The following is a 20,328-nucleotide window of genomic DNA, read 5'->3' on the forward strand; positions in this document are numbered from 1 at the left end:
ATTATTTTTCGCAATTTTCCGGCAATGCTCGAGACGTTGCAGTGTCTCGAGAGATAAATCGTTATCGCCCGCGTCGATTAGGTCGCACCGTGGAAAAACAGAGCCTGGCTAATCGCCGCTTTGACATTTTCCGGCCGGAACGGTTTAGAGATTAAATAGGCCGGCTCGGGCTTGTCACCGGTTAAAAGGCGCTCGGGGAAAGCGGTAATGAATATGACAGGGACATCATATTCTTTCAATATATCACTCACCGCATCAATACCCGAACTGCCGTCGGCAAGTTGGATGTCGGCCAGAACAATACCGGGCTTTTTAGCCGAAGCATTCTTGACGGCTTCGCTGTGTGTGGCCGAAATACTGTCCACTGTGTGACCAAGTTCTTCAACGAGATCCTCAATATCTGCTGCGATGATGGGTTCGTCCTCAATAATAAGGACATTCGTGCGCAACTCTTTTTCAATATCGCTCTCGGCGTCATCAAGAAGAGCCTGGGCGTCGTCATCAGAGACATTCATGACTATCGCAATTTCGCCTGTCGACATGCCTTCCAGCGCGCTAAGCAAAAAGGCCTGCCGGGAGCGCGGTGTTAGGCGGCGAATGCGGTCTGCCGTAGTTTCTGTGTTCTGGCCATCGGCTTCAAGATGTGCGCCGGATGTGTCCCAAATACCAAGGAACATGCGGTATAGCGCGACCTTCGGCGCAATGGTTTCATCAATTTCGCTATTGCCTGCGACCAACGCCTCTAATGCAATCCGCACGTAACGGTCACCCTCGGCTTGGCTCCCTGTCAGGGCGCGTGAAAAGCGGCGTAGATATGGAAGATGGGGGGCCAGGCTATCAAGAAGACTCACTATTAATGTCCTTTAATTTATGGAACGCATTAAGGTCAAACGCGTATATCATAGGTTATACAGGCAATACTGTAACACGGATACGTGTACGGAACCACTTATGTTCCATTGCGTATAGACATTTTTAGCGGGGATAAAGGCCAATATAATATGAGCGACCACGACAAGTACAGGAAATCGGATGATCGTAGTGACGGCAACTTTGAATCCCGCCCCCTGCCGAAAAAAATTGGCAACAGTTTGAAAAAAATTTACGACGATGTTCTAAATGAACCCGTGCCTGATGATTTTCTCGCGCTGCTGGCTAAAGCAGACAAAAATAAGAAAAACGGTTAGAGTGAACCTCTACAGAACGGTATCACAATGACTGATAAAACACATGACGACTCCGAGGAGACCCCGGAGTATAATGAAGATGAGTTTAGGGCTGAACTGACGGCCCTCATCCCTCATTTACGGGCTTTTTCGCGATCTCTATGCGGAAATGCAGCGCTGGCTGATGACGTTGCGCAAGATGCCTTACTCAAAGCCTGGAATGCGCGCGAACGCTACCGTCCGGGCTCTAATCTGAAAGCGTGGACTTTTACGATTTTGCGTAACCAGTTTTATTCTATCAAACGGCGCTCTTGGCGCGCGACCTCACTTGAGCCTGAAGTGGCTGAGCAAACAATTGTTGCAACGGCCGATGTCGAGCAATCCGTACGCCTTAACGAGCTTCGCCGGGGACTGGACATGTTGCAGGACGATCAACGCGACGCGCTTATTCTTGTCGGCGCCAGCGGACTCTCCTACGAAGAAGCAGCTGAAATTTGCGATTGCGCCGTCGGGACAATTAAAAGCCGCGTCAGCCGCGCCCGTAAAAACCTCGAAATTATTATGGATTCCGGACATTTTGACGGCGAAGCGGACGGCGTTTCTGCCCTGGACGCTATGGATACCATCCTCGCGGAGGCCAAATCACTGGTTGATAGATAATGAGTCTCGGGGCCGTGAGAGACTTACGCGTCAGATTCGGCCTGATACTTGCGGTGGCGATGCTGCCGCTTTTGATATTTGCTATCTGGCAGTCTTTCTACGATTTCAATCAGGATAAGACCGCCCGTGAATCGCAACTTGCTTTTTCAGCACAGCGCGCTGTGTTTGAGATTATCGATACGATTGATACGGCGAAATCAGTTATCCTGACTGTTGAAGAAACCGTAGGCCGGCAGGGCTGCAAAACCAATCTACAAGATATACTCAATCAATTCCCCCAATTTGATGACTTTATCATTGCAGACCCGCGGGGCAATTTTATCTGCGCTGCCCGCGACCTTGACAGCAAACGGCAGGCTTTTGAAATCGTTAAGCAATTAACTCCGCAGCAATCTTACTACTCCGAAGTGCGCGTCGCTTATGATGCCGATAGTGATTACTCATCGCGTCTCTTACTGGCCTATGGCCAATATCAAGGCGAGCAGCTTCAGCGCGTTCTGATCATCGGGCTTATCCTGGATCGCCTTGCGCAGCGCGCTGATCTCTCCCAAATCGGAAAAGATGCGAAGCTTTATATGATAAATTCAGAAGGCATTATCTTATTTGGAGATGACGGATTGGCCCGGCAGATGGAAGCGAATTGGATTCGCGAAACGCGGGCGAGCGGCGAATATCAAACTGAATTTACAGATGAGACAGGCGGTAAACGCTCACTCGTTATTATTCCCAGCCGCGAAAAAGATATTTTTGTCGCGGTAACTGCACCTGCGAGCAATATATTTAGATGGAGTGTTCTGAATCCGTTGTCGTCGATATTGCTGCCGCTCTTTGCGTGGGTGTTCGGATTTCTAGCTATTTGGTGGTCTACGGAGCGCCTTATTCTGACACATATTCGCAAATTGCAGCGCGCGACTTTGAAATTTGCTGAAGGCGACCAAACCCAGCGCGTTGGTAAACTCCAAAACCCGCCGGCTTCGATCCGGACGCTTGGCTGGACAATCGACTATATGGCGGACGAAATTTCGGCCCGCGAGAGTGAATTGAAAGATTCGCTGGATGAAAAAGAAACGCTGCTGCGCGAAATTCATCACCGCGTTAAAAATAATCTCCAAATTATTATATCTCTGCTCAACATTCAGGAAAGAAAGGTGGCAGACCCCGCCGGCCTAGCGGCAGTCAACGAGACGAGAAACCGTATTAATGCGATCGCACTGGTTCACCGCGGGCTCTATGAGAGCACAGATCTACGCTACGTTGACATGCAGACATTTCTGGGACGGTTGGTAAAAGAATTATCGGTTGCCCTGGCCTGTGAGCGCAAGGGTATTGAAGTTAGTGTTGACGCCACATGTGATCCCATGGAGGCGGATACCGCCATACCGGTCGCGCTATTCGTTGTAGAGACGCTGACGAATTCCGTAAAGCACGGGATTGCAAAAGGCGGGCAAGTGAAAATACGGCTCGTGCAGCAAGGCATACGGGTTACTGTTGAGGTCTCAGATAATGGCAATGGGATAATAGGCGAAATGAAAGCCGGAACAGGCCAGAAACTCATCAAGGGATTTGCGCGTCAACTTGGCGGAACGGTCGAACCCATGACGGATATAGACGGATACGGTACGCGCTTAGTGTTTGATATCCGCCCCGTCTAGACCGGCGGCATTAAGTCAGGATTTAGGGGTTTCCGGATCCGTGCCCAAAGCGGCTTGGGCGGCTTTCTTAGCGGTTTCAAACTCAGCTTTTTCGAGTGATTTTTTGAGCTCTTTGGTTTCGGGTGTTTTAGACTTGGCCATGGCAGACTCCTGTGGTGTAGCGTTTAAAATGCCTAGCTGCATTGGAAGTTCCAAATTTGCGCAAATCTGGGAACGCTTGGGCGTGCAGATCGTTTGAACAATAGGACTGCGCCAATCCGGGCGCCCACTACAGTTGAGGAGACCTTATTATGGCCACTACTAAAGCCACGACCGCAACCGCAAAGAAAAATGTTGTTGCTCTTAAAGACCCAGAAATTTCAACACAAATCGAAACGCTGCGCTCAGATATTGCCCTGCTTGCCAAGACAATGAAAGAGCAAGCAAAGTCTACAGCCAGTCAAAAAGTGACGACGGCGAAGCAAGTTGCCAGTGACACAAGCGAAAACGTTAAAGTCAAATACAACGAATTAACGACTCAGGCTGAAGCCTCCATCCGTGAAAACCCACTGACATCCATAGCGATTGCCGTTGGCGCGGGTATTGTCCTGGGCGCGCTGACACGCCGCTAAGACTTAGTCGATGATACAATATATACTCGCTGCGGCGCCTTATATCTTTAGGGCGCCGCGCCGTAGTCCGGAAAAGAAAATGGCCGGGATGTTTGCGTCTATGGCGTTTTTCAGCCTCGCCGCTGTCTTTATACTGACGGCTGCATTCATATATATTGCCAGAGAATATGGCGCGGATTTAGCGTTTTTGGCGATCGGCATAATTTTCCTTGTGACCGGCTTAATCTTTTTCACAAAATCCCTTATGGATCATCGTGAAAAAATGAAAGTTGAAGAGGTCGCGGGCGTTGCGATTGCCAAAACCGATCCTCTCGCCAAACTTCTGCCTGACAGTATTAAAAACAACCCTGCTATTGAGAAGATTTTAGCGCAAATTGCGACAAATCCTGTAACGGCCGCCGCTGCTGCGCTGTCTTTAGGTCTTTTGCTGGCTCATGAATTTTTAGAGGATAAAGATGATGACTGAACATCACGACGATAATGATCCCGCCGTGCTTGACCAAACTGAATCGCGCGGCGCAAAACCTGTTAAAGGCATGCCTTGGGTGCTGGGCGGATCTATCGCCGCGGTTCTCGTGGGCATCGTGATTTTTGTGCTTATCTTTTTTGCATAATTAGCCCAACTCCCTTGCCTATTACGGAACAATAACGCCGGTTTCGGCGTTATTTTTTTGACCGGGTGAGTTTGAACTCTCTCTCTTAATCTCGGGCTTGTCCGGTCTACATAAAATTAAAGGAGCTTTCATGTCGAACCAAAATGTAAATGTATTAAATAGCGTCACTAAAACGCTTATTGATAGCTGCAAAGGTTACGAAACCTGCGCTGATATGTCAGATGACAGCTATGCTTTACGCGCCGAATTTAACCGCCGGGCCACAGAACGCCGTGCATTAGTCAACGAATTTCAACACCAAGTCCGTACCTATGGCGGTGAGCCTAAAGATGACGGAAGCCTGTCAGGCGTGGTTCACCGCGGTTTTACTAAATTTACAGGCTTGTTCAAAGATGATGAGAAAGCCGCTGTTGAAGCGCTGGATGACGGCGAAGAGTTTCTCGCCGAAAAAATTGAAGGCAAGCTGGATCACGATGATTTAGCCCCGGAAACGCGTACCCTTTTAAAGCGTGCTCATAGTAGCGCACGCGCCGGTGAACGCTTTGCAGATTTGCTTGAAAAATCTATGTAGTCAGCGACGCGATTTAGAGAAAAAGCCGCCCTTGCACCAAGGGCGGCTTTTTTTATGACTCCACGATCAAGCTGACGGGACGGTGATCTGAATAACGGACCGGTAAAACATCAACTTCCTCGCTGTGTAAAGATCTGGACGTCAGAATATGGTCATAATCTTTGCGTGGATTCCAGCTTGGATAGCTTTTGTGTTTCGACTTGGTATGGCAGTCTATACCCAGTGTCTCGGTAAGGTATTTGACGGGCGCCGAGGACGCGCTGCAATTGAAATCCCCGCAGATAATAAGCCGGGAATTGGTCGGGGCATGGTCTGCAATAAATTTGACCTGCTCCATCTGATCCGCGATCCCCAGGCTAAGGTGTACATTCATAACCCAGACGGGTTTCGGATCCGCACAGACTTTCACCAATAAAGCCCCGCGTCCGGGTTTGGAGCCCGGAAGTTTTAAGTCCTGTACGTCCTCATGTTTATAGCGGGATAAAACCGCATTGCCGTGCCGGGAAATTTTACCAACAACGCGGTTCTCTTGAAGGCTGAAATGATTATGCCCCGACGCCTCCGCGATACGTTCGACCTGATTTCTAAAGCCGGAGCGGCGTCCACCCAAATCGATCTCTTGAAGACAGACAATATCATATCGCATGAGCAGGTTAGCAATTCTGCCCAAGGTTCGGCTTTTGGTTTGCGTATGAATGACCTGATGATGGACCTGAGATAAATATTGACCATAGGAACCGGTACCGATGCCGGCTTGAATATTATACGTTAAAAGTTGATGTTCCATTGTCTATGCAATGGCTATAGGAACCAATTGTTCCTGCCTACGTTTGAAAGGCGGGCGCGAGGGCACTATGATCGGCATACCACTATCTCTAATTCTGCATATGATCGTTGTCGTCGTAATGGGCATGCGTATCCTCTATCGGCGTATGGCTGTGAATACAACGCTGGGATGGCTGATAATCATTGCATCCGTTCCCGGCTTCGGCGTCATTTTTTACTTCTTTTTTGGGGATCACAGACTGGGCCGCAAACGCATGAAACTGGGCGAGCGTATCCGGCAATATTATCAGAATAGTTATAAAATTTCTGAGAACGAAGAAAGTGCGCCCAATGTTGCCCCTTTTTTTGCTGACCTATCGAAAATTGTCGGAAAAGAGACAGGATTTCACACGTCTTTGGGCAATAAAATTCGTTTATTTGACGAAGCCGGACACATTATTTCCGCCCTTGAAGAAGACATAAAAAATGCAAAGACGAGCTGTTTTCTTGAATTTTATATTGTCGAAGAATATGGCCGCATTGAAACCGTCTTTAAGGCTCTGGAAGAGGCTGCCGCCCGGGGCGTCGATTGCCGCCTGCTGGCGGACGATATCGGCAGCCGCCGGTTCCTAAAAAGCGAGCGCTGTCACCGTTTGGTGGCGGCCGGTATTAATGTCGAGCGCTCTTTAGAAGTCGGCGTTTTAAAATCCATGTCAAAACGTACGGATTTGCGAAATCACCGTAAACTGGTCGTGATTGATCAGACTATCGGCTATATCGGCAGCTTTAATCTCGTCGACCCGGTTATTTTTAAGCAAGAAGCCGAAGTCGGGCAATGGGTTGATATTATGGCCCGTGTCGAAGGGTCAATTACGTCCTCTATGGCGGTCGTATTTAATACTGATTATATTTTTGACACGGTGGGGGGAGATTACTCGCGGGCCACATTGTCTCAATTTCCCCGCGATAGTGAGCCCGAAGAATTTCAAAATGATGCTGTACTGCAACTTATTCCCTCGGGGCCGGAGATGCGCACAAGCCTAATCTACGAAGTCATCGTTTCCGCTCTGTTTGGCGCGCGCAAGTCTATCACGATAGTGACTCCCTATTTCGTACCAGACGACGCCATAGTTTTAGCGCTCAGTAATGCAGCGCGGCGCGGTATTGAGGTTACAATCATATTGCCGCAGCGTATTGATTCTATTTTGGCGCGATATGCCAGTGAGTCGGTTTATACGGGCCTTCTTGAGGCCGGCGTCAAAATCCTGCGGTTCCAAAATGGGATGCTCCATACCAAGGCGATCCTCATTGACGAGACCATTTCTTTGATCGGTACAGTCAATATGGATATGCGCAGCTTCTACCTCAATCTTGAGGTTACGCTGGCTGTTTATGACAAGGTATTTGCCTTGCGGCTGGGCGAGACGGTGCAGCATTATATCTCGCGCTCGGTTCCGATTGAACTGGAGGACTGGTCACGCCGTTCTTCACTACGGCGACTTAAAGAAAACGTGCTGAGATTGGCCGCGCCGCTTCTTTAACCGCGCGGCTATATTGGAACGAAAAAGGTCAGGCCCGCGTTAATCGACTGAACAGATAACTGGAGCCGATAATGAATATTTATACCCGATTGAAAAAAGACCATGAAAAGCAGCGTGAGCTTTGTAAAGAGCTGGCCAAAACGCAAAGCGGCTCAGAAAATCGTGCAAATTTATGGGAAGAATTGAAAGTCGAACTTGGCGCGCATGCGCTCGCCGAAGAACAGGTTTTTTATTCTGCTATGATGGAAAAACCTGACGGGACTGAAGAGGCCCGCCACAGCGTCGCTGAACATAAGGATATGACGGACCTTATTGAAGAGCTCGACGCGATGGATCAAAGCGCCGATATTTGGATGAAAAAATTTGAAAAATTAAAACATGAAGTTATTCATCACGTCGATGAAGAAGAGGCCGATATCTTCCCCGTCGCCCGCAAAGTCATTAGCAAAGACGCCGCCGAGGATATGGCTCAAGACTTCGACAAACGTAAAGACGCTGAAGAAAAATCTGTCGCGTAAACGCTTTAAAGACTAAATAGCAGGTCGCCGGGATTTAAGCTCGGCGATTTTTTTTATGAACGGCTCAGCCCGGTCAAATTTGCCGTCTTTCCAGAAAATTTCGGTCATCGTGATGGCTTCGCCGTCAATGTGGATGTGGTTGAAGCTGGCGGCCCGGTCGCGCCGTCGTACGGACAGTGTTCCGGCGCCTATTGAGAGCACTTCTGTCGCATCCGGCTGTCTTTCAAGAAAGAACGGGACATGGATATGTCCGGTCAAAACGCCGTCTATATTGAGCTCGCTTAGACGTTTTAAGGCTTCAGGGCCGCGCTGCGTCTCTTTATCAAGCGGAGAGCTGGGCGGGTAAATAAAGGGATGATGGGCGATAAATAATTTTACGGTTTGCGGCGCAGTCGCCTGCATCACTTTAACCTTGTTTTCCATTTCATCCATGTCGACAACGCCTAACGACCAATCGGTCTTAGCCTGTACGCCACGTGATGTATTAATCGGCATGATGCAGACATGCTGGTCGGTGTGATGAGGCTCGCTGAGCGGCGCGATATAGCGCTTATACCGGCCGAAAGGATCAAATATACGCTGGAAAATCCCGAACATCGGCGTGTCGTGATTGCCCGGCGTTATAATTTTGGGTCCCGAGAGTGTGCGGATCCAGTCTCGCGCGGCGATAAATTCGTGCTTTTTTCCGTTCTGGGTAATATCGCCACATATGAGCGTTACGTCCGGTTTTAGTCCATCTACAGTGGCTTTAACAGCCGCCATTGCGTCGCGATCCTCAACGCCGAAATGGATATCTGCAAACTGGATAATTGATGTCATAAGTCTTCCGGGGCTTGAGTTTACATATCAGGGGCGAGCACCAATACGCCTTTGGGCTCCAGCGATATATCGATGTGACAATCCACCTCTTCGGCTTCACCATCAAGCAGAATGTTAAAATGCCCCTGTCCTGAAATCTTCACAGTCTTGACGCTTCCCACGCGAACATGTTCACTTTCGCGCCATCCTTTTAGCAAGGTTTTGGCGCCAATACCAATAATAGACGCAATGCTCATTTGCGGAACGCTGGCCAGTTCAAATGCATCGGGCGCGGCGGCGCCTTCAGACATAGACGGACAGGTCAGCATCAATGTATTCGCGCCGCGTTCATAACTGGTTCCGTCTACGGTATAGAAAAACGTCTTCCCCGATGTCACGGCCTCAATAACGTCAGGCACTTGCTTGACGGCGTCGACAACCTCGCCGTCACGTAAATTTTCCCGCACATCGGCCATTTTAATCGGATCACCAATAATCAGGCCAACAAAGAAAACGTGGTCATTGACGCGGCCGGCGGGAAGCCAGCGCGGTTTCTCCTGCGCTAAAGCCAGCTCAAGCGCATCTTTCCACTCAACTGTCGTATAGAGCGCTTTGGGCAAGATGTTCATCGTACCGCCCGGCAGCGCAACGAGCGGAATGCCAATGTCGCGCGCTTTGATCGCGCCTGATTTACACGTCCCGTCCCCGCCAAAAACAATTAAAAGGTCAGTATTATCTTTCTTTATAGAGTCAAACGCTGCGCCCAATTCTTCGGGTTCGCAATAATGCATCGCGATATTGCTGTAACCTTTTGAGTTGAGAATAGCTTCAAGCTCATCAGAAATGTCTGTTGCACTACCGCCTGCTGCATTGATGATAACGCCTATCGCGCTATCCGCTGACAAGGTTTTGTGGGGTTTAGAATTGCTCATATAATTTGGCTCCTTAACCGCACCAACGCGCCGTTAACCAATAGGTTCATTTATCGCTATGCCGATAGCGCATAAGGGGTTAAGTAGCAGGTGGGAAGGCCTGTTTAACAGGTGAAAAACGGCGTGGAATTTCAAAATTTTATTAAAATTTTTGTAAAGCCTACACAGGCTTATGTAACAATTATTGTTCCTATCACGGTAAACACTGCATGACTGCGTCCGCGCTCTTGGACGGGCATGTTATGACTGTAGAAGATAATATTATTATCTCACTGGACACCGAGGAAATGATGCGCACGCTCGGGGCCAGCCGGGTGAGTGCTGTAGCAACTGTTGACGAAGCAATGGCCACTATGGAAGCGTCCGCGCTTACCTTTGCCCTGTTGGACATCAACTTAGGAACAGATACGAGCGAGTCGATCGCCCGTAAATTATCAGACTGCAATATCCCCTTTGCATTTGCGACCGGGTATGGACGGCACGCTGAAATACTCGCGCTTTTTCCAGACGCTCCAATTGTCCAAAAACCCTACGGTATTGAAAGCATAAAAGCAGCGATAGAGAAGCTTTTAATTGCATAACATACGATAATACGGCGGCGATTACGGCTTGCCATGTTCGCGTAATGTTCTAATTAGCCATTATGGCAAAACGTACTTTAATCAACAAACTCGCTATCCTTGCGGATGCGGCAAAATATGACGCATCCTGCGCGTCCTCCGGCACATCGACGCGCAATTCTCTGGGTAAGGATGGCGGTCTTGGCAGCACGGAAGGTATGGGCATTTGTCATGCTTATGCGCCGGACGGGCGGTGTATCTCCCTGCTCAAAGTTTTGCTGACCAATTTTTGTATTTTCGACTGCCGCTACTGTATTAACCGCGCAAGTTCAAACGTCGAGCGCGCGCGGTTCACACCGGCTGAGCTGGTTCAGATCACGCTGGATTTTTATAAACGCAATTATATTGAAGGCCTGTTTCTGTCCTCCGGTATCATCCGCAATGCCGATTATACGATGGAGCAAATGATTGAAGTCGCGCGTGCTCTGCGTGAAGATCACGGTTTCCGGGGCTATATCCACCTTAAATCCATTCCCGAGGCTGATCCGCTTTTAATCCGGCGCGCAGGAGAGCTGGCGGACCGCCTGTCAATTAATGTCGAACTTCCGCGCGAGGAAAGCCTGCAAAGCTATGCGCCGGAAAAATCGGGGCAGGTCATCCGCAAAGCCATGGCCGATGTCCGCCTGTCTATTGAGGATGCCAAAGACGCGCGCAGTAGCCGGATTTTGAAAAAGGCCACGCCGCCCAAATTCGCGCCCGGCGGACAGAGCACACAGATGATTGTCGGCGCGGATGACAGTAATGACGCCGCCATTTTGGATACGTCAACGAAATTATATTCCGGCTATAAATTACGGCGGGTCTATTATTCTGCCTATAGCCCGATTCCGGATGCCAGCTCTGATTTGCCGCCCGTCAAGCCGCCGCTGATGCGTGAACACCGCCTTTATCAAGCCGATTGGCTGCTGCGGTTTTATGGTTTTGAGACCGGTGAGATTCTTGCCAATGCACCGGACGGCATGCTTGATCTTGAAATCGATCCCAAATTGTCATGGGCGCTGTCCAACCGCGACTGGTTCCCGGTCGATATTAATAAAGCCAGCAAAACGCTTTTGCTGCGCGTGCCGGGCCTCGGGACAACATCGGTTAAGCGCATTCTATCTGCGCGGCGGCAAACCCGTCTTGGTCTGGACGATTTATCCAAACTCACCACTTCGGTGAAAAAAGTTCTGCCCTTTATCATTACGCGGGACTGGACGCCCGGCGCGCTGACGGATGCGCAAAATTTGCGCGAAAGATTTGCACCGCCGCCCCGGCAATTGGTGCTTTTGTGATATATTGCGCCGCGCTGTCCTCGCATACGGATTTTACAGCATGGCAGGACTCGGCGCGGGCTTTATGCGCGGCCCGCACTGCGCCGGAGGCTATCTCATGGCGCGGGCCGGATGATCCGGTGTCATTGTTCGAAGATATGGGCCTGCCGCTTGCGCAGTGTCCTGCGCCAACACGTGAAGTCAAAGCGCCGAAAGCTTTTATTGAGATGGCGCGGCGCGTCATATGCCACCGCGATCCGGAGCGCTTTTCGCGATTGTACCGTATATTATACCGGCTGCAGGATAATCCGGCCTTGATAAAAAATCAGGTCGATACAGACATTATCTGGCTGTCTGAATGTGACAAAGCGATCCGGCGTGACCGCCATAAAATGCATGCCTTTATCCGCTTTCGAAAAATTGCGGAGAGTGGCGCAGCCCGGGAACAATTCGCGGCGTGGTTTGAGCCGACACATAGAATTATCACGCTCGGCGCGCCCTTTTTCATGCGCCGCTTTGCGCATATGGATTGGGCGATTTTTACACCTGACGGCTCTGCCTATTGGGACGGGTTGGACCTCACTTACGGGGCCGGAGCCAATCGGGACGCGGTGCCATCTGAAGACGCTGTCGAAGAGCAGTGGAAAACTTACTTTGCCTCCATTTTCAATCCGGCGCGGCTTAAGATCGGCGCGATGCAGGCCGAAATGCCTAAAAAATATTGGAAGAATCTGCCTGAAGCCGCGCTTATTCCGGACCTGATTGCGGGCGCGCAAAGACGCAGCCGCGCCATGCATCACAGCTTGGGCGCGCCCAACCCTCTGGCGCGAACGCTTAAGGCGCGTGAGGGTGTTACCGGGCCTGTCACGGCGCCTCAAACCTTGCCACAGCTTGGCGAGGCCCTGCAAGGCTGTACGCGCTGCCCGCTTTACCGCGACGCCTCACAGCCCGTTTGCGGCGTAGGCCCCGCGCGCGCTGATTTGATGATTGTCGGCGAACAGCCCGGTGACGCCGAAGACGTAGCGGGCAAACCCTTTATCGGCCCGGCGGGGCAGGTCCTGGACGCCGCGTTGGGCGCTGCCGGAATTGACCGCGCGCACAGCTATATGACTAATGCCGTGAAACATTTTAAATACGAAGTTAAAGGAGGCAAGCGCGTTCATAGAAGCCCGGATAACGGTGATATTGATCACTGCCGGTGGTGGCTGGATACAGAACGCAAAATTGTCAAACCCAAAGTCATTCTGGCCTTGGGGAATTCTGCGCTGCGCGGCCTGACAGGCAAAAGCCTAAAGGTCAGTGCGTATCGCGGGCAGACCTTACCGGCCCGTGACGGCAGCGTGATTATCCCGACATTTCATCCGGCCTATCTTCTTCGACTTCCCAATAGGGATGATGCTCAAAAAGCGAGCCGCGACTTTCATCAGGATTTCAAATTTGCCGCCTCGTCATTGCAGGCCGCGCAGGTTAAAGCTGAGCTTCAGATTTAACGGAGCGCGCGCATGGCTATCAAGACAACACAGGCCTTTGATGATCAAAAGCCGGGCACATCGGGTCTTCGCAAAAAGGTGGCCCGCTTTACACTGCCCAACTATTTGGAGAACTTTGTCCAATCCATTTTTGACAGCGCGCCGGAGCTGCGCGGCGGCACGCTCATTGTGGGCGGTGATGGGCGGTATTATAATGACCGCGCCATACAGATCATATTGCGCATGGCGAAGGCCAATGGTGTGGCGCAGGTCATAGCCGGGCAAGACGGTCTGTTATCGACGCCCGCAGCCTCGCATCTTATCCGTAAATTTGGCGCGCAGGGCGGCATGGTGCTGTCGGCCAGTCATAATCCGGGCGGGCCGGACGGCGATTTCGGGATTAAATATAATGGCGAAAATGGCGGCCCCGTCCCCGAATCCGTGACCGACGCGATTTATGCCCGCAGCCAAATGATCACCGAATATAAGATCGTCGCAGCGCAGCCTGTCGATCTGTCCGCATGTGCAGAGCTTTTTCTGGGTGATATGAGAATTTCCATTATTGACCCTGTCACGGATTATGCAGACTTAATGGAAGAGCTGTTTGATTTTCCAGCCATCCGCACACTGATATCTGGCGGATTTACCATATACTTTGACGCCATGCACGCTGTCACCGGCCCCTATGCCAAAGAGATATTTTCTAACCGCCTCGGCGCGCCGGGTGAGGCGCTCATAAATTGCAAGCCAAGCGAAACATTTGGCGGGGGTCATCCTGATCCCGGACCTGCAAATGCCAAAGATTTATTCGCGGCGATGTTCGGGGATAATGCGCCGGATTTCGGCGCAGCGTCTGACGGAGATGGAGACCGCAATATTATTTTAGGAAAAAACCTATTTGTTTCTCCCTCTGATAGCGTCGCCGTGATTGCAGCCAATGCCCATTTGGCGCCGGGTTATAAAGGCGGCATTACAGGCGTGGCGCGGTCCATGCCGACCAGCAGCGCGCTTGACCGCGTGGCCGGAGCGCTGGGCGTGCCATGCTATGAGACGCCGACAGGCTGGAAGTTTTTCGGTAATCTTTTAGACGCAGGCAAAATTACGATTTGCGGCGAAGAAAGCGCGGGAACGAGCTCGCATCATGTGCGCGAAAAAGACGGTATATGGGCCGTGTTGATGTGGCTCAATATCTCGGCTGCGCGCGGACAAAGCGTGGCGCAAATTATGCAAGATCACTGGCAGTGCTACGGCCGCAATTATTATGCCCGTCATGATTATGAGGCTGTCGATATCGATAAAGCACATAAAGTGATGGGGCATTTACGCGGTCAGCTGGACAACTTGCCGGGACAAAGCTTTGGTCAGTACCGCGTAAAATTCGCAGATAGTTTTACTTATACTGACCCGATTGACGGCAGCGTTTCTGACAACCAGGGTCTGCGCGTCGGCTTTGATAACGGGTCGCGCTTTGTCATGCGCTTGTCGGGAACGGGGACTGTCGGGGCAACGCTACGCCTTTATGGCGAGGTCTTGGAAACCGCGAAAGACAGGTTGGATTTAGCCCCGGAGGACGTATTAGCGGAGCTTTTCACTATTGCGCGAAAGCTGACTGACGTGCACGCCTTAACGGGGCGCGATGAACCTTCGCTGATGACTTAGTCTAAACCCTAACCTTCATTTGGATATGTTCAATTATCGTGTACAACACCCTAAAATTCAAAGATGACGTCGCAGTCGGCCATCTTGAAAATGGGGATAATCATGACACTTACACATTTAAAACTCACATGGATCGCAGGTGCGGCATTTATGATGGCGGCGTGCAATGTTGATGCGCAGCAGCCTGTGCAACCCGGTATTGCGCTCAATACGACACAGACGGATATAGATATGAGCCGGATTAAGGCGATAGACATAGCTGCGCCAAAAGCGCCGCAAAAAGACAGCGCCCGCGATTATCACGGCCAAAACTTGGCCGATAAGTATTTCTGGATGAAAGATCCCGATTATCCGACAGTGGATGATGAAGATGTCCTAAATTATCTCAATGAAGAAAATGCCTATTACCAGACATTTTTGAAACCGCATACGTCGCTTGTCGATACACTTTTCGAAGAGTTTAAGGGCCGCACGGATGAGACGGAAGAATCTGTGCCTTATATTAAAAACGGCTATGAATATCGCTGGTATTTCGAGGAAGGTGCAGAATACCGCACCCGCGCGCGCAAAGACCTGGCGACAGGCGACGAGACCGTATTCATGGACGAGACGGCGCTGGCTGAGGGTCACGACTATTTCGTGATTGGCGGCTGGACGATCAGTCCGGATAACCGCTATCTGGCTTATTCTTATGATACGGCCGGAGACGAGCGCTATCAGGTCAAGGTCCGGGACTTAACAACCGGAGACTATCTGCCGGACGTCTTGAGTGATGTTCAGGGCAATGTCGAATTTGCCGCGGATAGCGCAACCCTGGTCTATGCGCTTTTAGAAAAAGAGCGCTGGCACGCTAAGAACATCAAAACCCACACGCTCGGGACGCCGCAAAGTGAGGACGGGACATTATATACCGAAGACGATGACGGCTTTTTTATCGGGTTCGGCCTCACCAGCTCGAATAAGTATTTTATTATCGTCTCCAATCAGGGTGAAATACAGGAGTCTTATGTTATTGCGGCTGATCTGTCCGGAGAGCTGACTCAGATTGCCCCGCGTGCGGCAGGCTTCACCCAGACTATTGATCACGCGGACGGATATTTTTATATTCTGGCCAATGATACGCATCCTAATTCGCGTCTGGTTCGCGTTGCTGACAGCGCTCCCGCCATGGAAAATTGGACGACATTACGGGCAGGCTCTGACGATGTATATTTGATGAACCTTCAAACTTTCGCCGATGAAATAGTCTTAAAGTCACGTAAAAACGGCTATGAGACAGTGGAGCTTATAGGTTACCCTGACGCGGACAGCACAAAACTTAAAAGCCATTCCGTCAAATTTCCCGAGGTGATATTTACAGCCTCTATCGGCGTCAATCCTGAATTTGACCAAGACAAAATTCGCCTCAATTACGAGTCTATGGTTACGCCGTCGACAGTGTTTGATTATGATCCTGAGTCTAAAACACTGGAGACCCGCAAGGTTCAAAATATCCCGTCAGGATATGACAAATCACAATACCAGACCGAGCGCCTGATGATCCCCGCGCGCGATGGAACGCTGATCCCGGTCTCGATTGTTTCTAAAAAAGGCTTCAAGAAAGACCGCAGCCACCCGATGTGGCTCTATGGTTATGGCGCTTATTCCGCGACTATCACGCCGCGCTTTTCAACCTTGCGTTTGTCAGCGCTTGACCGCGGCTTTTCCTATGCCATCGCCCATGTGCGCGGCGGCTCTATGATGGGATATGATTGGTATTTGGACGGTAAACTCACCAAGCGGACCAATACGTTTAACGATTTTGTCGATGTCGCGGAAGGTCTCGTTGAACGCGGCTATGTTCAGGCGGGCAATATTTCAGCCTCGGGCCGAAGCGCCGGCGGAGAGCTTATGGGCGCGGCGACTATACAGGCGCCGGATATGTGGCGCTCGGTTAATCTGGGCGTGCCATTTGTCGACGTTCTCAACACCATGCTGGATGAGACCCTGCCGCTCACCCCGCCTGAGTGGAAAGAATGGGGCAATCCGATTACGGACGCGGCTGCTTATGATTTGATTAAATCCTATTCGCCTTATGATAATATTGAGGCGCGCGATTATCCGCCTATGTTTGTTTCCGGCGGCCTGAACGATCCGCGCGTCACCTATTGGGAGCCGGCCAAATGGACCGCTAAAATGCGCGAGATGAAGACAGATGATAACCTGCTTGTCATGCGCATTAATATGGGCGCAGGCCATTTTGCAAATTCAGGCCGGTATGGCCGCTTGCGCGATTATGCCGAAGAATATGCATTTATGCTTCTGGCTCACGGGATCGAGGAATAGAAATAAAACTTCAGGCCTGCGCCCCGCGCGGGCCTAAATTTATATTAGATAGGGAAGCGAAGTTTAAAACACGATCCATTGGGCGTCGGGGCATATGTTATGGTGCCGTCAAGCGCATCAGCGCTTTGTTTGACCATATAAAGACCTAATCCAGAGCCTTGTTCGGACATGTGGTGGAACCGTTCGAACATACCAAAAATACGGTCGTGATAGGGTTTGCCAATGCCCAGCCCATTATCTGTGACTGAAAATACAAGATTTTCGTTTTCTATATAGGCTGCGATTATAATCAACGGAGTATGCTCGGTTGGGTCTCGAAATTTGAGGGAATTAGAAATCAAATTATTCACGATCAGCGCAAAGTGATTTTTCTTTATCCGCACTGTTCCGGTAATCCTTATATCTTTGCGAATATGAATATTTGTAATATTGGTTACGCCACCCAGAAAAGACAAAGTGTCGTTCACCACCTTTTCGACGCTGACCAGGCGAAGATTTTCACTGGTGATCTTCATAGAATTAAGCGACATAATATCAGTCGCTAATTTATGAAGCTTTTTTAAAGATTTTGCGACACCGCGGCTTATGTCAGCAACCTCGTCATAGCGTTTATATTTTATATCCTCCTCAAGATACTCCAACATATTGATTGAAGAATTAAGCGGCGACCTAAAATCATGTGAAATCTGATATGATAAGCGCTGTAGCTCATTATTAGCCTGAATAAGGCTTTCGCTGGTTTTTTTAGCCTCAGTCACATCTACAATTTGAGAGAGAAAGTATTTCGGCTTGCTATTTTCGTCACGCACTACTGATACGGTCTGGAGTGTCCAAATTGCTCTTTTATCTTTATGAAAATATCGCTTTTCCATCGTATAGGTTTGGATGTCAGCGGTGATAAGCTGCTTGATATTATTCATATCCGCTGTGAGGTCGTCGGGATGTGAAATGTCTTGAAACGTAACGCTTAAAAGTTCGGACTCAGAATAGCCAATAATATCGCAAAGCGCTTGATTGACTTTTAGCCACTGACCGGATGGATTGAGCAGCGCCATGCCAATAGCGGAATGCTCCATGGCAAGACGGAACATGTCTTGATCCGCAAGTGAGCTTTCTAGGTTATCGTGTTCGCTGACATTCTGCGTATCTTTAAATTCCGTAAAGTTAGCTATATTTCCACTTCCATCATCCATCTTATTTGGACCTCCAAGGAAACAAATATAGGTCACAAAGCTAATTATTTACTTACAGGGTTAGTTAATATTATATTTCATAAGAGAAAACTCAGCCGTAATACGCAAATTTCGCTCTTTTGTTATAAAGACCCCTGCGCCCGCCCGGCGCGTTCAAATCGGTCATTATCCGCAAAATTGATATATGCCCGTCTTTGAATCATAATCTGCGCTAGGATAATATCGCAGGAGGACATATGGGTCACGAAGAACATGCCGTATTTATCAAAGACGCCCTTGTCTTTTTGGTGGCCGCAGGGCTGATCGTTCCTTTTTTACGTTCATTAAAAATACCGGAAGTGATGGGCTTTATCCTGACCGGGATCGCATTAGGCGTAAGCGGCATTGCGGTCTTTAGCGATACTCTGCCCTTTCTGGACTACATCACAATCACCAACCCGGAAGCCATCGCGCCTTTTGCCGAACTTGGAATCCTTTTTCTTCTCTTCTTGTTAGGGCTGGAGTTATCCGTTGAGAAATTATGGGCGCTTCGCCGGATTGTGTTTGGCGTCGGCCTTACGCAGGTCGCGCTCAGTACACTGTGTATTGCCGGCTTGGCCTTGGCCTTCGGCTTTGCCGCGCCCGTTGCCGTGCTCATCGGACTGGCGCTTGCGCTGTCATCCACAGCCATTGTGATGCAGCTTTTGACAGAGTCCCGTGAGATCACAATCCCGATCGGCAGAACATCTCTAGGCGTCTTATTACTCCAGGATGTTCTGGTTGCGCCCATATTAATTTTTGCCGGTTTTATTGGCATTCATTCCAATGCCACCCTTGCCAGTGAACTGTTCTCGGCGCTGATACAGGGCGTTATCGCCATTACGGTGATCATTTTTCTGGGCCGGTTTGCGATGCGCCGGGTGTTCCACAAAGCCGCTGCAGGCGGGCGGGGATATTTGATGGCCGTAACCCTGCTGACAGTGATCGGCGCCGCTGTCATATCGGCCAATGCCGGCTTGTCCGTTGCGCTGGGGGCCTTTCTTGCCGGGTTATTATTAGGGGAAACTGAATTCAAGCATCAAGTCGAAGTTGATCTGGAGCCGTTTAAAGGTCTATTGCTCGGCCTGTTTTTCATGACGGTTGGATTGTCACTTGATTTAAACGTCGTTGTCCAAAACTGGCCTTTAATTCTGGGCGGCGTCACGGCGTTAATCGTTATAAAAGCCATTATCATCTGGGTCTCTGTCACAGTCTTTCTAAAGGACAAAAAGCTCTCTATTGAAGCCGCGTTTTTGTTGGCTCCGGCAGGTGAGTTTGCCTTTGTCGTCATGGCGGCAGGTCTGGCCAGTGGGGCGGTTTCCAGTCAAACGGCCACTCTGATCGCCGCGATTGCCGCGCTGACCATGCTCTTGATCCCGGGCGCATGGCGTCTTGGAAAATGGGCGTCTGAAAAAACCCAAAGCGAAACGCCGGCTCATACATTATCCGATGAGATGTCCAATCTTCAAGATCATATCATTATTGCGGGATTTGGCCGGGTCGGCTGCGCCATCGCGCGGATATTGCAGGAAAAGCAAGCCATTATCGTCGCGCTTGACACCAATCCTAAAACTGTGGAGCGGGAAAATGCACATGGATGGGCCGTTTATTTAGGCGACGGATCAAGAGAGGAAGTCTTGATTAAAGCCGGCCTGCACAACGCTTCAATGCTCATTGTGACTGTCGATGACGCAGTGAGTGCGGAGCGTATGGTGCAGGCCTGTCACAAGCTGAAGCCGGAAATTCCAATTTTTTCCCGCGCCCAGGATGTCGACCATGCCAAGCGTTTGTATAAAGCGGGCGCAAAATTTGTTGTGCCTGACGCTATTGAAGCGGGGCTGCAAATGTCGTCGCGGGCCTTGGAGGAGATCGGCTATGATGGCCAAACTGTTCGCAGCTTAATTGCCTCTGAACGGGATACTGAATATCGCAAAGCGTCAGATATCTCTTAGGCCCGCCTCAG

At 50.2% G+C, this 20,328-nt stretch carries 21 protein-coding genes; 15 read left to right on the plus strand and 6 right to left on the minus strand.

The features are described 5' to 3' along the window. Nucleotides 1-77: 77 nt before the first annotated feature. Nucleotides 78-851 carry a response regulator gene (locus H142_RS0105665; protein WP_017931139.1) on the minus strand — a complete coding sequence of 258 codons (774 nt, stop codon included), beginning with the start codon at nucleotides 849-851 and terminating at the stop codon, nucleotides 78-80. Between the two features lie 150 nt (nucleotides 852-1,001). On the opposite strand from H142_RS0105665, the gene H142_RS0105670 reads away from it, so the two are divergent. The 3 genes from H142_RS0105670 to H142_RS16200 are packed head-to-tail and all read left to right on the plus strand — an operon-like array spanning nucleotide 1,002 to nucleotide 3,478. After that, entirely contained in the window at nucleotides 1,002-1,187 is a 186-nt protein-coding gene (locus H142_RS0105670; RefSeq protein ID WP_026147826.1) for a NepR family anti-sigma factor, read from the plus strand. A 27-nt stretch (nucleotides 1,188-1,214) separates the two neighbouring features. Further along, nucleotides 1,215-1,826, plus strand: coding sequence for a sigma-70 family RNA polymerase sigma factor (locus tag H142_RS0105675; RefSeq protein WP_017931141.1), 612 nt, complete (start codon nucleotides 1,215-1,217; stop codon nucleotides 1,824-1,826). Nucleotides 1,827-1,840: 14 nt separating this feature from the next. Then, nucleotides 1,841-3,478: a sensor histidine kinase gene (locus H142_RS16200; RefSeq protein WP_169331811.1), complete on the plus strand. Its 1,638-nt coding sequence runs from the start codon at nucleotides 1,841-1,843 to the stop codon at nucleotides 3,476-3,478. A 15-nt stretch (nucleotides 3,479-3,493) separates the two neighbouring features. Here the strand turns inward: H142_RS16200 and H142_RS17140 are convergent, their stop codons facing one another. Beyond that, nucleotides 3,494-3,619, minus strand: coding sequence for a hypothetical protein (locus H142_RS17140; RefSeq protein WP_017931143.1), 126 nt, complete (start codon nucleotides 3,617-3,619; stop codon nucleotides 3,494-3,496). A gap of 149 nt (nucleotides 3,620-3,768) precedes the next feature. Between H142_RS17140 and H142_RS0105690 the strand changes: the two genes are divergently transcribed. From H142_RS0105690 to H142_RS0105705, 4 genes are all read left to right on the plus strand, one after another. Beyond that, complete coding sequence (locus H142_RS0105690; protein ID WP_017931144.1) at nucleotides 3,769-4,089, plus strand: DUF883 family protein; 321 nt, start codon at nucleotides 3,769-3,771, stop codon at nucleotides 4,087-4,089. Between the two features lie 10 nt (nucleotides 4,090-4,099). Then, entirely contained in the window at nucleotides 4,100-4,555 is a 456-nt protein-coding gene (locus H142_RS0105695) for a hypothetical protein (RefSeq protein ID WP_017931145.1), read from the plus strand. Beyond that, nucleotides 4,548-4,703, plus strand: a complete 156-nt coding sequence (locus tag H142_RS16785; protein WP_169331812.1) for a hypothetical protein — start codon at nucleotides 4,548-4,550, stop codon at nucleotides 4,701-4,703. Before H142_RS0105695 ends, H142_RS16785 begins: the two co-directional genes overlap by 8 nt. Before the next feature lie 130 nt (nucleotides 4,704-4,833). Continuing rightward, nucleotides 4,834-5,274 carry a PA2169 family four-helix-bundle protein gene (locus H142_RS0105705; RefSeq protein WP_017931147.1) on the plus strand — a complete coding sequence of 147 codons (441 nt, stop codon included), beginning with the start codon at nucleotides 4,834-4,836 and terminating at the stop codon, nucleotides 5,272-5,274. Between the two features lie 52 nt (nucleotides 5,275-5,326). On the opposite strand, the gene H142_RS14545 is transcribed toward H142_RS0105705, so the two are convergent. Further along, nucleotides 5,327-6,061: an endonuclease/exonuclease/phosphatase family protein gene (locus H142_RS14545; protein ID WP_017931148.1), complete on the minus strand. Its 735-nt coding sequence runs from the start codon at nucleotides 6,059-6,061 to the stop codon at nucleotides 5,327-5,329. Nucleotides 6,062-6,128: 67 nt separating this feature from the next. Between H142_RS14545 and cls the strand changes: the two genes are divergently transcribed. Further along, nucleotides 6,129-7,580 carry a cardiolipin synthase gene (gene cls / locus H142_RS0105715; protein WP_017931149.1) on the plus strand — a complete coding sequence of 484 codons (1,452 nt, stop codon included), beginning with the start codon at nucleotides 6,129-6,131 and terminating at the stop codon, nucleotides 7,578-7,580. 71 nt (nucleotides 7,581-7,651) lie between these two features. Next, nucleotides 7,652-8,098 (plus strand): hemerythrin domain-containing protein, encoded by a 447-nt coding sequence (locus H142_RS0105720; protein ID WP_017931150.1) that lies wholly within the window; start codon nucleotides 7,652-7,654, stop codon nucleotides 8,096-8,098. A gap of 12 nt (nucleotides 8,099-8,110) precedes the next feature. On the opposite strand, the gene H142_RS14550 is transcribed toward H142_RS0105720, so the two are convergent. Both H142_RS14550 and H142_RS0105730 read right to left on the minus strand, forming a co-directional pair. Next, nucleotides 8,111-8,917: a metallophosphoesterase family protein gene (locus H142_RS14550; RefSeq protein ID WP_017931151.1), complete on the minus strand. Its 807-nt coding sequence runs from the start codon at nucleotides 8,915-8,917 to the stop codon at nucleotides 8,111-8,113. Nucleotides 8,918-8,937: 20 nt separating this feature from the next. Then, nucleotides 8,938-9,828, minus strand: a complete 891-nt coding sequence (locus tag H142_RS0105730; RefSeq protein ID WP_017931152.1) for a diacylglycerol/lipid kinase family protein — start codon at nucleotides 9,826-9,828, stop codon at nucleotides 8,938-8,940. A gap of 242 nt (nucleotides 9,829-10,070) precedes the next feature. Here H142_RS0105730 and H142_RS0105740 point away from each other — a divergent pair, with 242 nt between their 5' ends. From H142_RS0105740 to H142_RS0105760, 5 genes are all read left to right on the plus strand, one after another. Further along, entirely contained in the window at nucleotides 10,071-10,409 is a 339-nt protein-coding gene (locus H142_RS0105740) for a response regulator (protein ID WP_017931154.1), read from the plus strand. A gap of 62 nt (nucleotides 10,410-10,471) precedes the next feature. Beyond that, nucleotides 10,472-11,722: a putative DNA modification/repair radical SAM protein gene (locus H142_RS0105745; RefSeq protein ID WP_017931155.1), complete on the plus strand. Its 1,251-nt coding sequence runs from the start codon at nucleotides 10,472-10,474 to the stop codon at nucleotides 11,720-11,722. Next, a complete protein-coding gene (locus H142_RS14555; RefSeq protein WP_017931156.1) occupies nucleotides 11,719-13,191 on the plus strand; it encodes a UdgX family uracil-DNA binding protein in 1,473 nt (490 codons plus the stop codon). The genes H142_RS0105745 and H142_RS14555 overlap by 4 nt, the downstream gene beginning before the upstream one ends. A gap of 12 nt (nucleotides 13,192-13,203) precedes the next feature. Then, the gene (locus tag H142_RS0105755; RefSeq protein WP_017931157.1) at nucleotides 13,204-14,829 is read left to right on the plus strand and encodes an alpha-D-glucose phosphate-specific phosphoglucomutase; all 1,626 of its coding nucleotides are present in this window, start codon (nucleotides 13,204-13,206) and stop codon (nucleotides 14,827-14,829) included. A gap of 102 nt (nucleotides 14,830-14,931) precedes the next feature. Beyond that, nucleotides 14,932-17,154, plus strand: coding sequence for a S9 family peptidase (locus tag H142_RS0105760; protein WP_017931158.1), 2,223 nt, complete (start codon nucleotides 14,932-14,934; stop codon nucleotides 17,152-17,154). Between the two features lie 44 nt (nucleotides 17,155-17,198). Here H142_RS0105760 and H142_RS14560 read toward each other — a convergent pair whose 3' ends face one another. Next, nucleotides 17,199-18,347 carry a sensor histidine kinase gene (locus H142_RS14560; RefSeq protein WP_017931159.1) on the minus strand — a complete coding sequence of 383 codons (1,149 nt, stop codon included), beginning with the start codon at nucleotides 18,345-18,347 and terminating at the stop codon, nucleotides 17,199-17,201. A gap of 236 nt (nucleotides 18,348-18,583) precedes the next feature. On the opposite strand from H142_RS14560, the gene H142_RS0105775 reads away from it, so the two are divergent. After that, the gene (locus tag H142_RS0105775) at nucleotides 18,584-20,317 is read left to right on the plus strand and encodes a cation:proton antiporter domain-containing protein (RefSeq protein WP_017931161.1); all 1,734 of its coding nucleotides are present in this window, start codon (nucleotides 18,584-18,586) and stop codon (nucleotides 20,315-20,317) included. Nucleotides 20,318-20,328 lie beyond the last annotated feature (11 nt).

It is taken from the genome of Robiginitomaculum antarcticum DSM 21748, from assembly GCF_000365025.1.
In the GTDB taxonomy this organism is placed as follows: Bacteria; Pseudomonadota; Alphaproteobacteria; order Caulobacterales; family Maricaulaceae; genus Robiginitomaculum; species Robiginitomaculum antarcticum.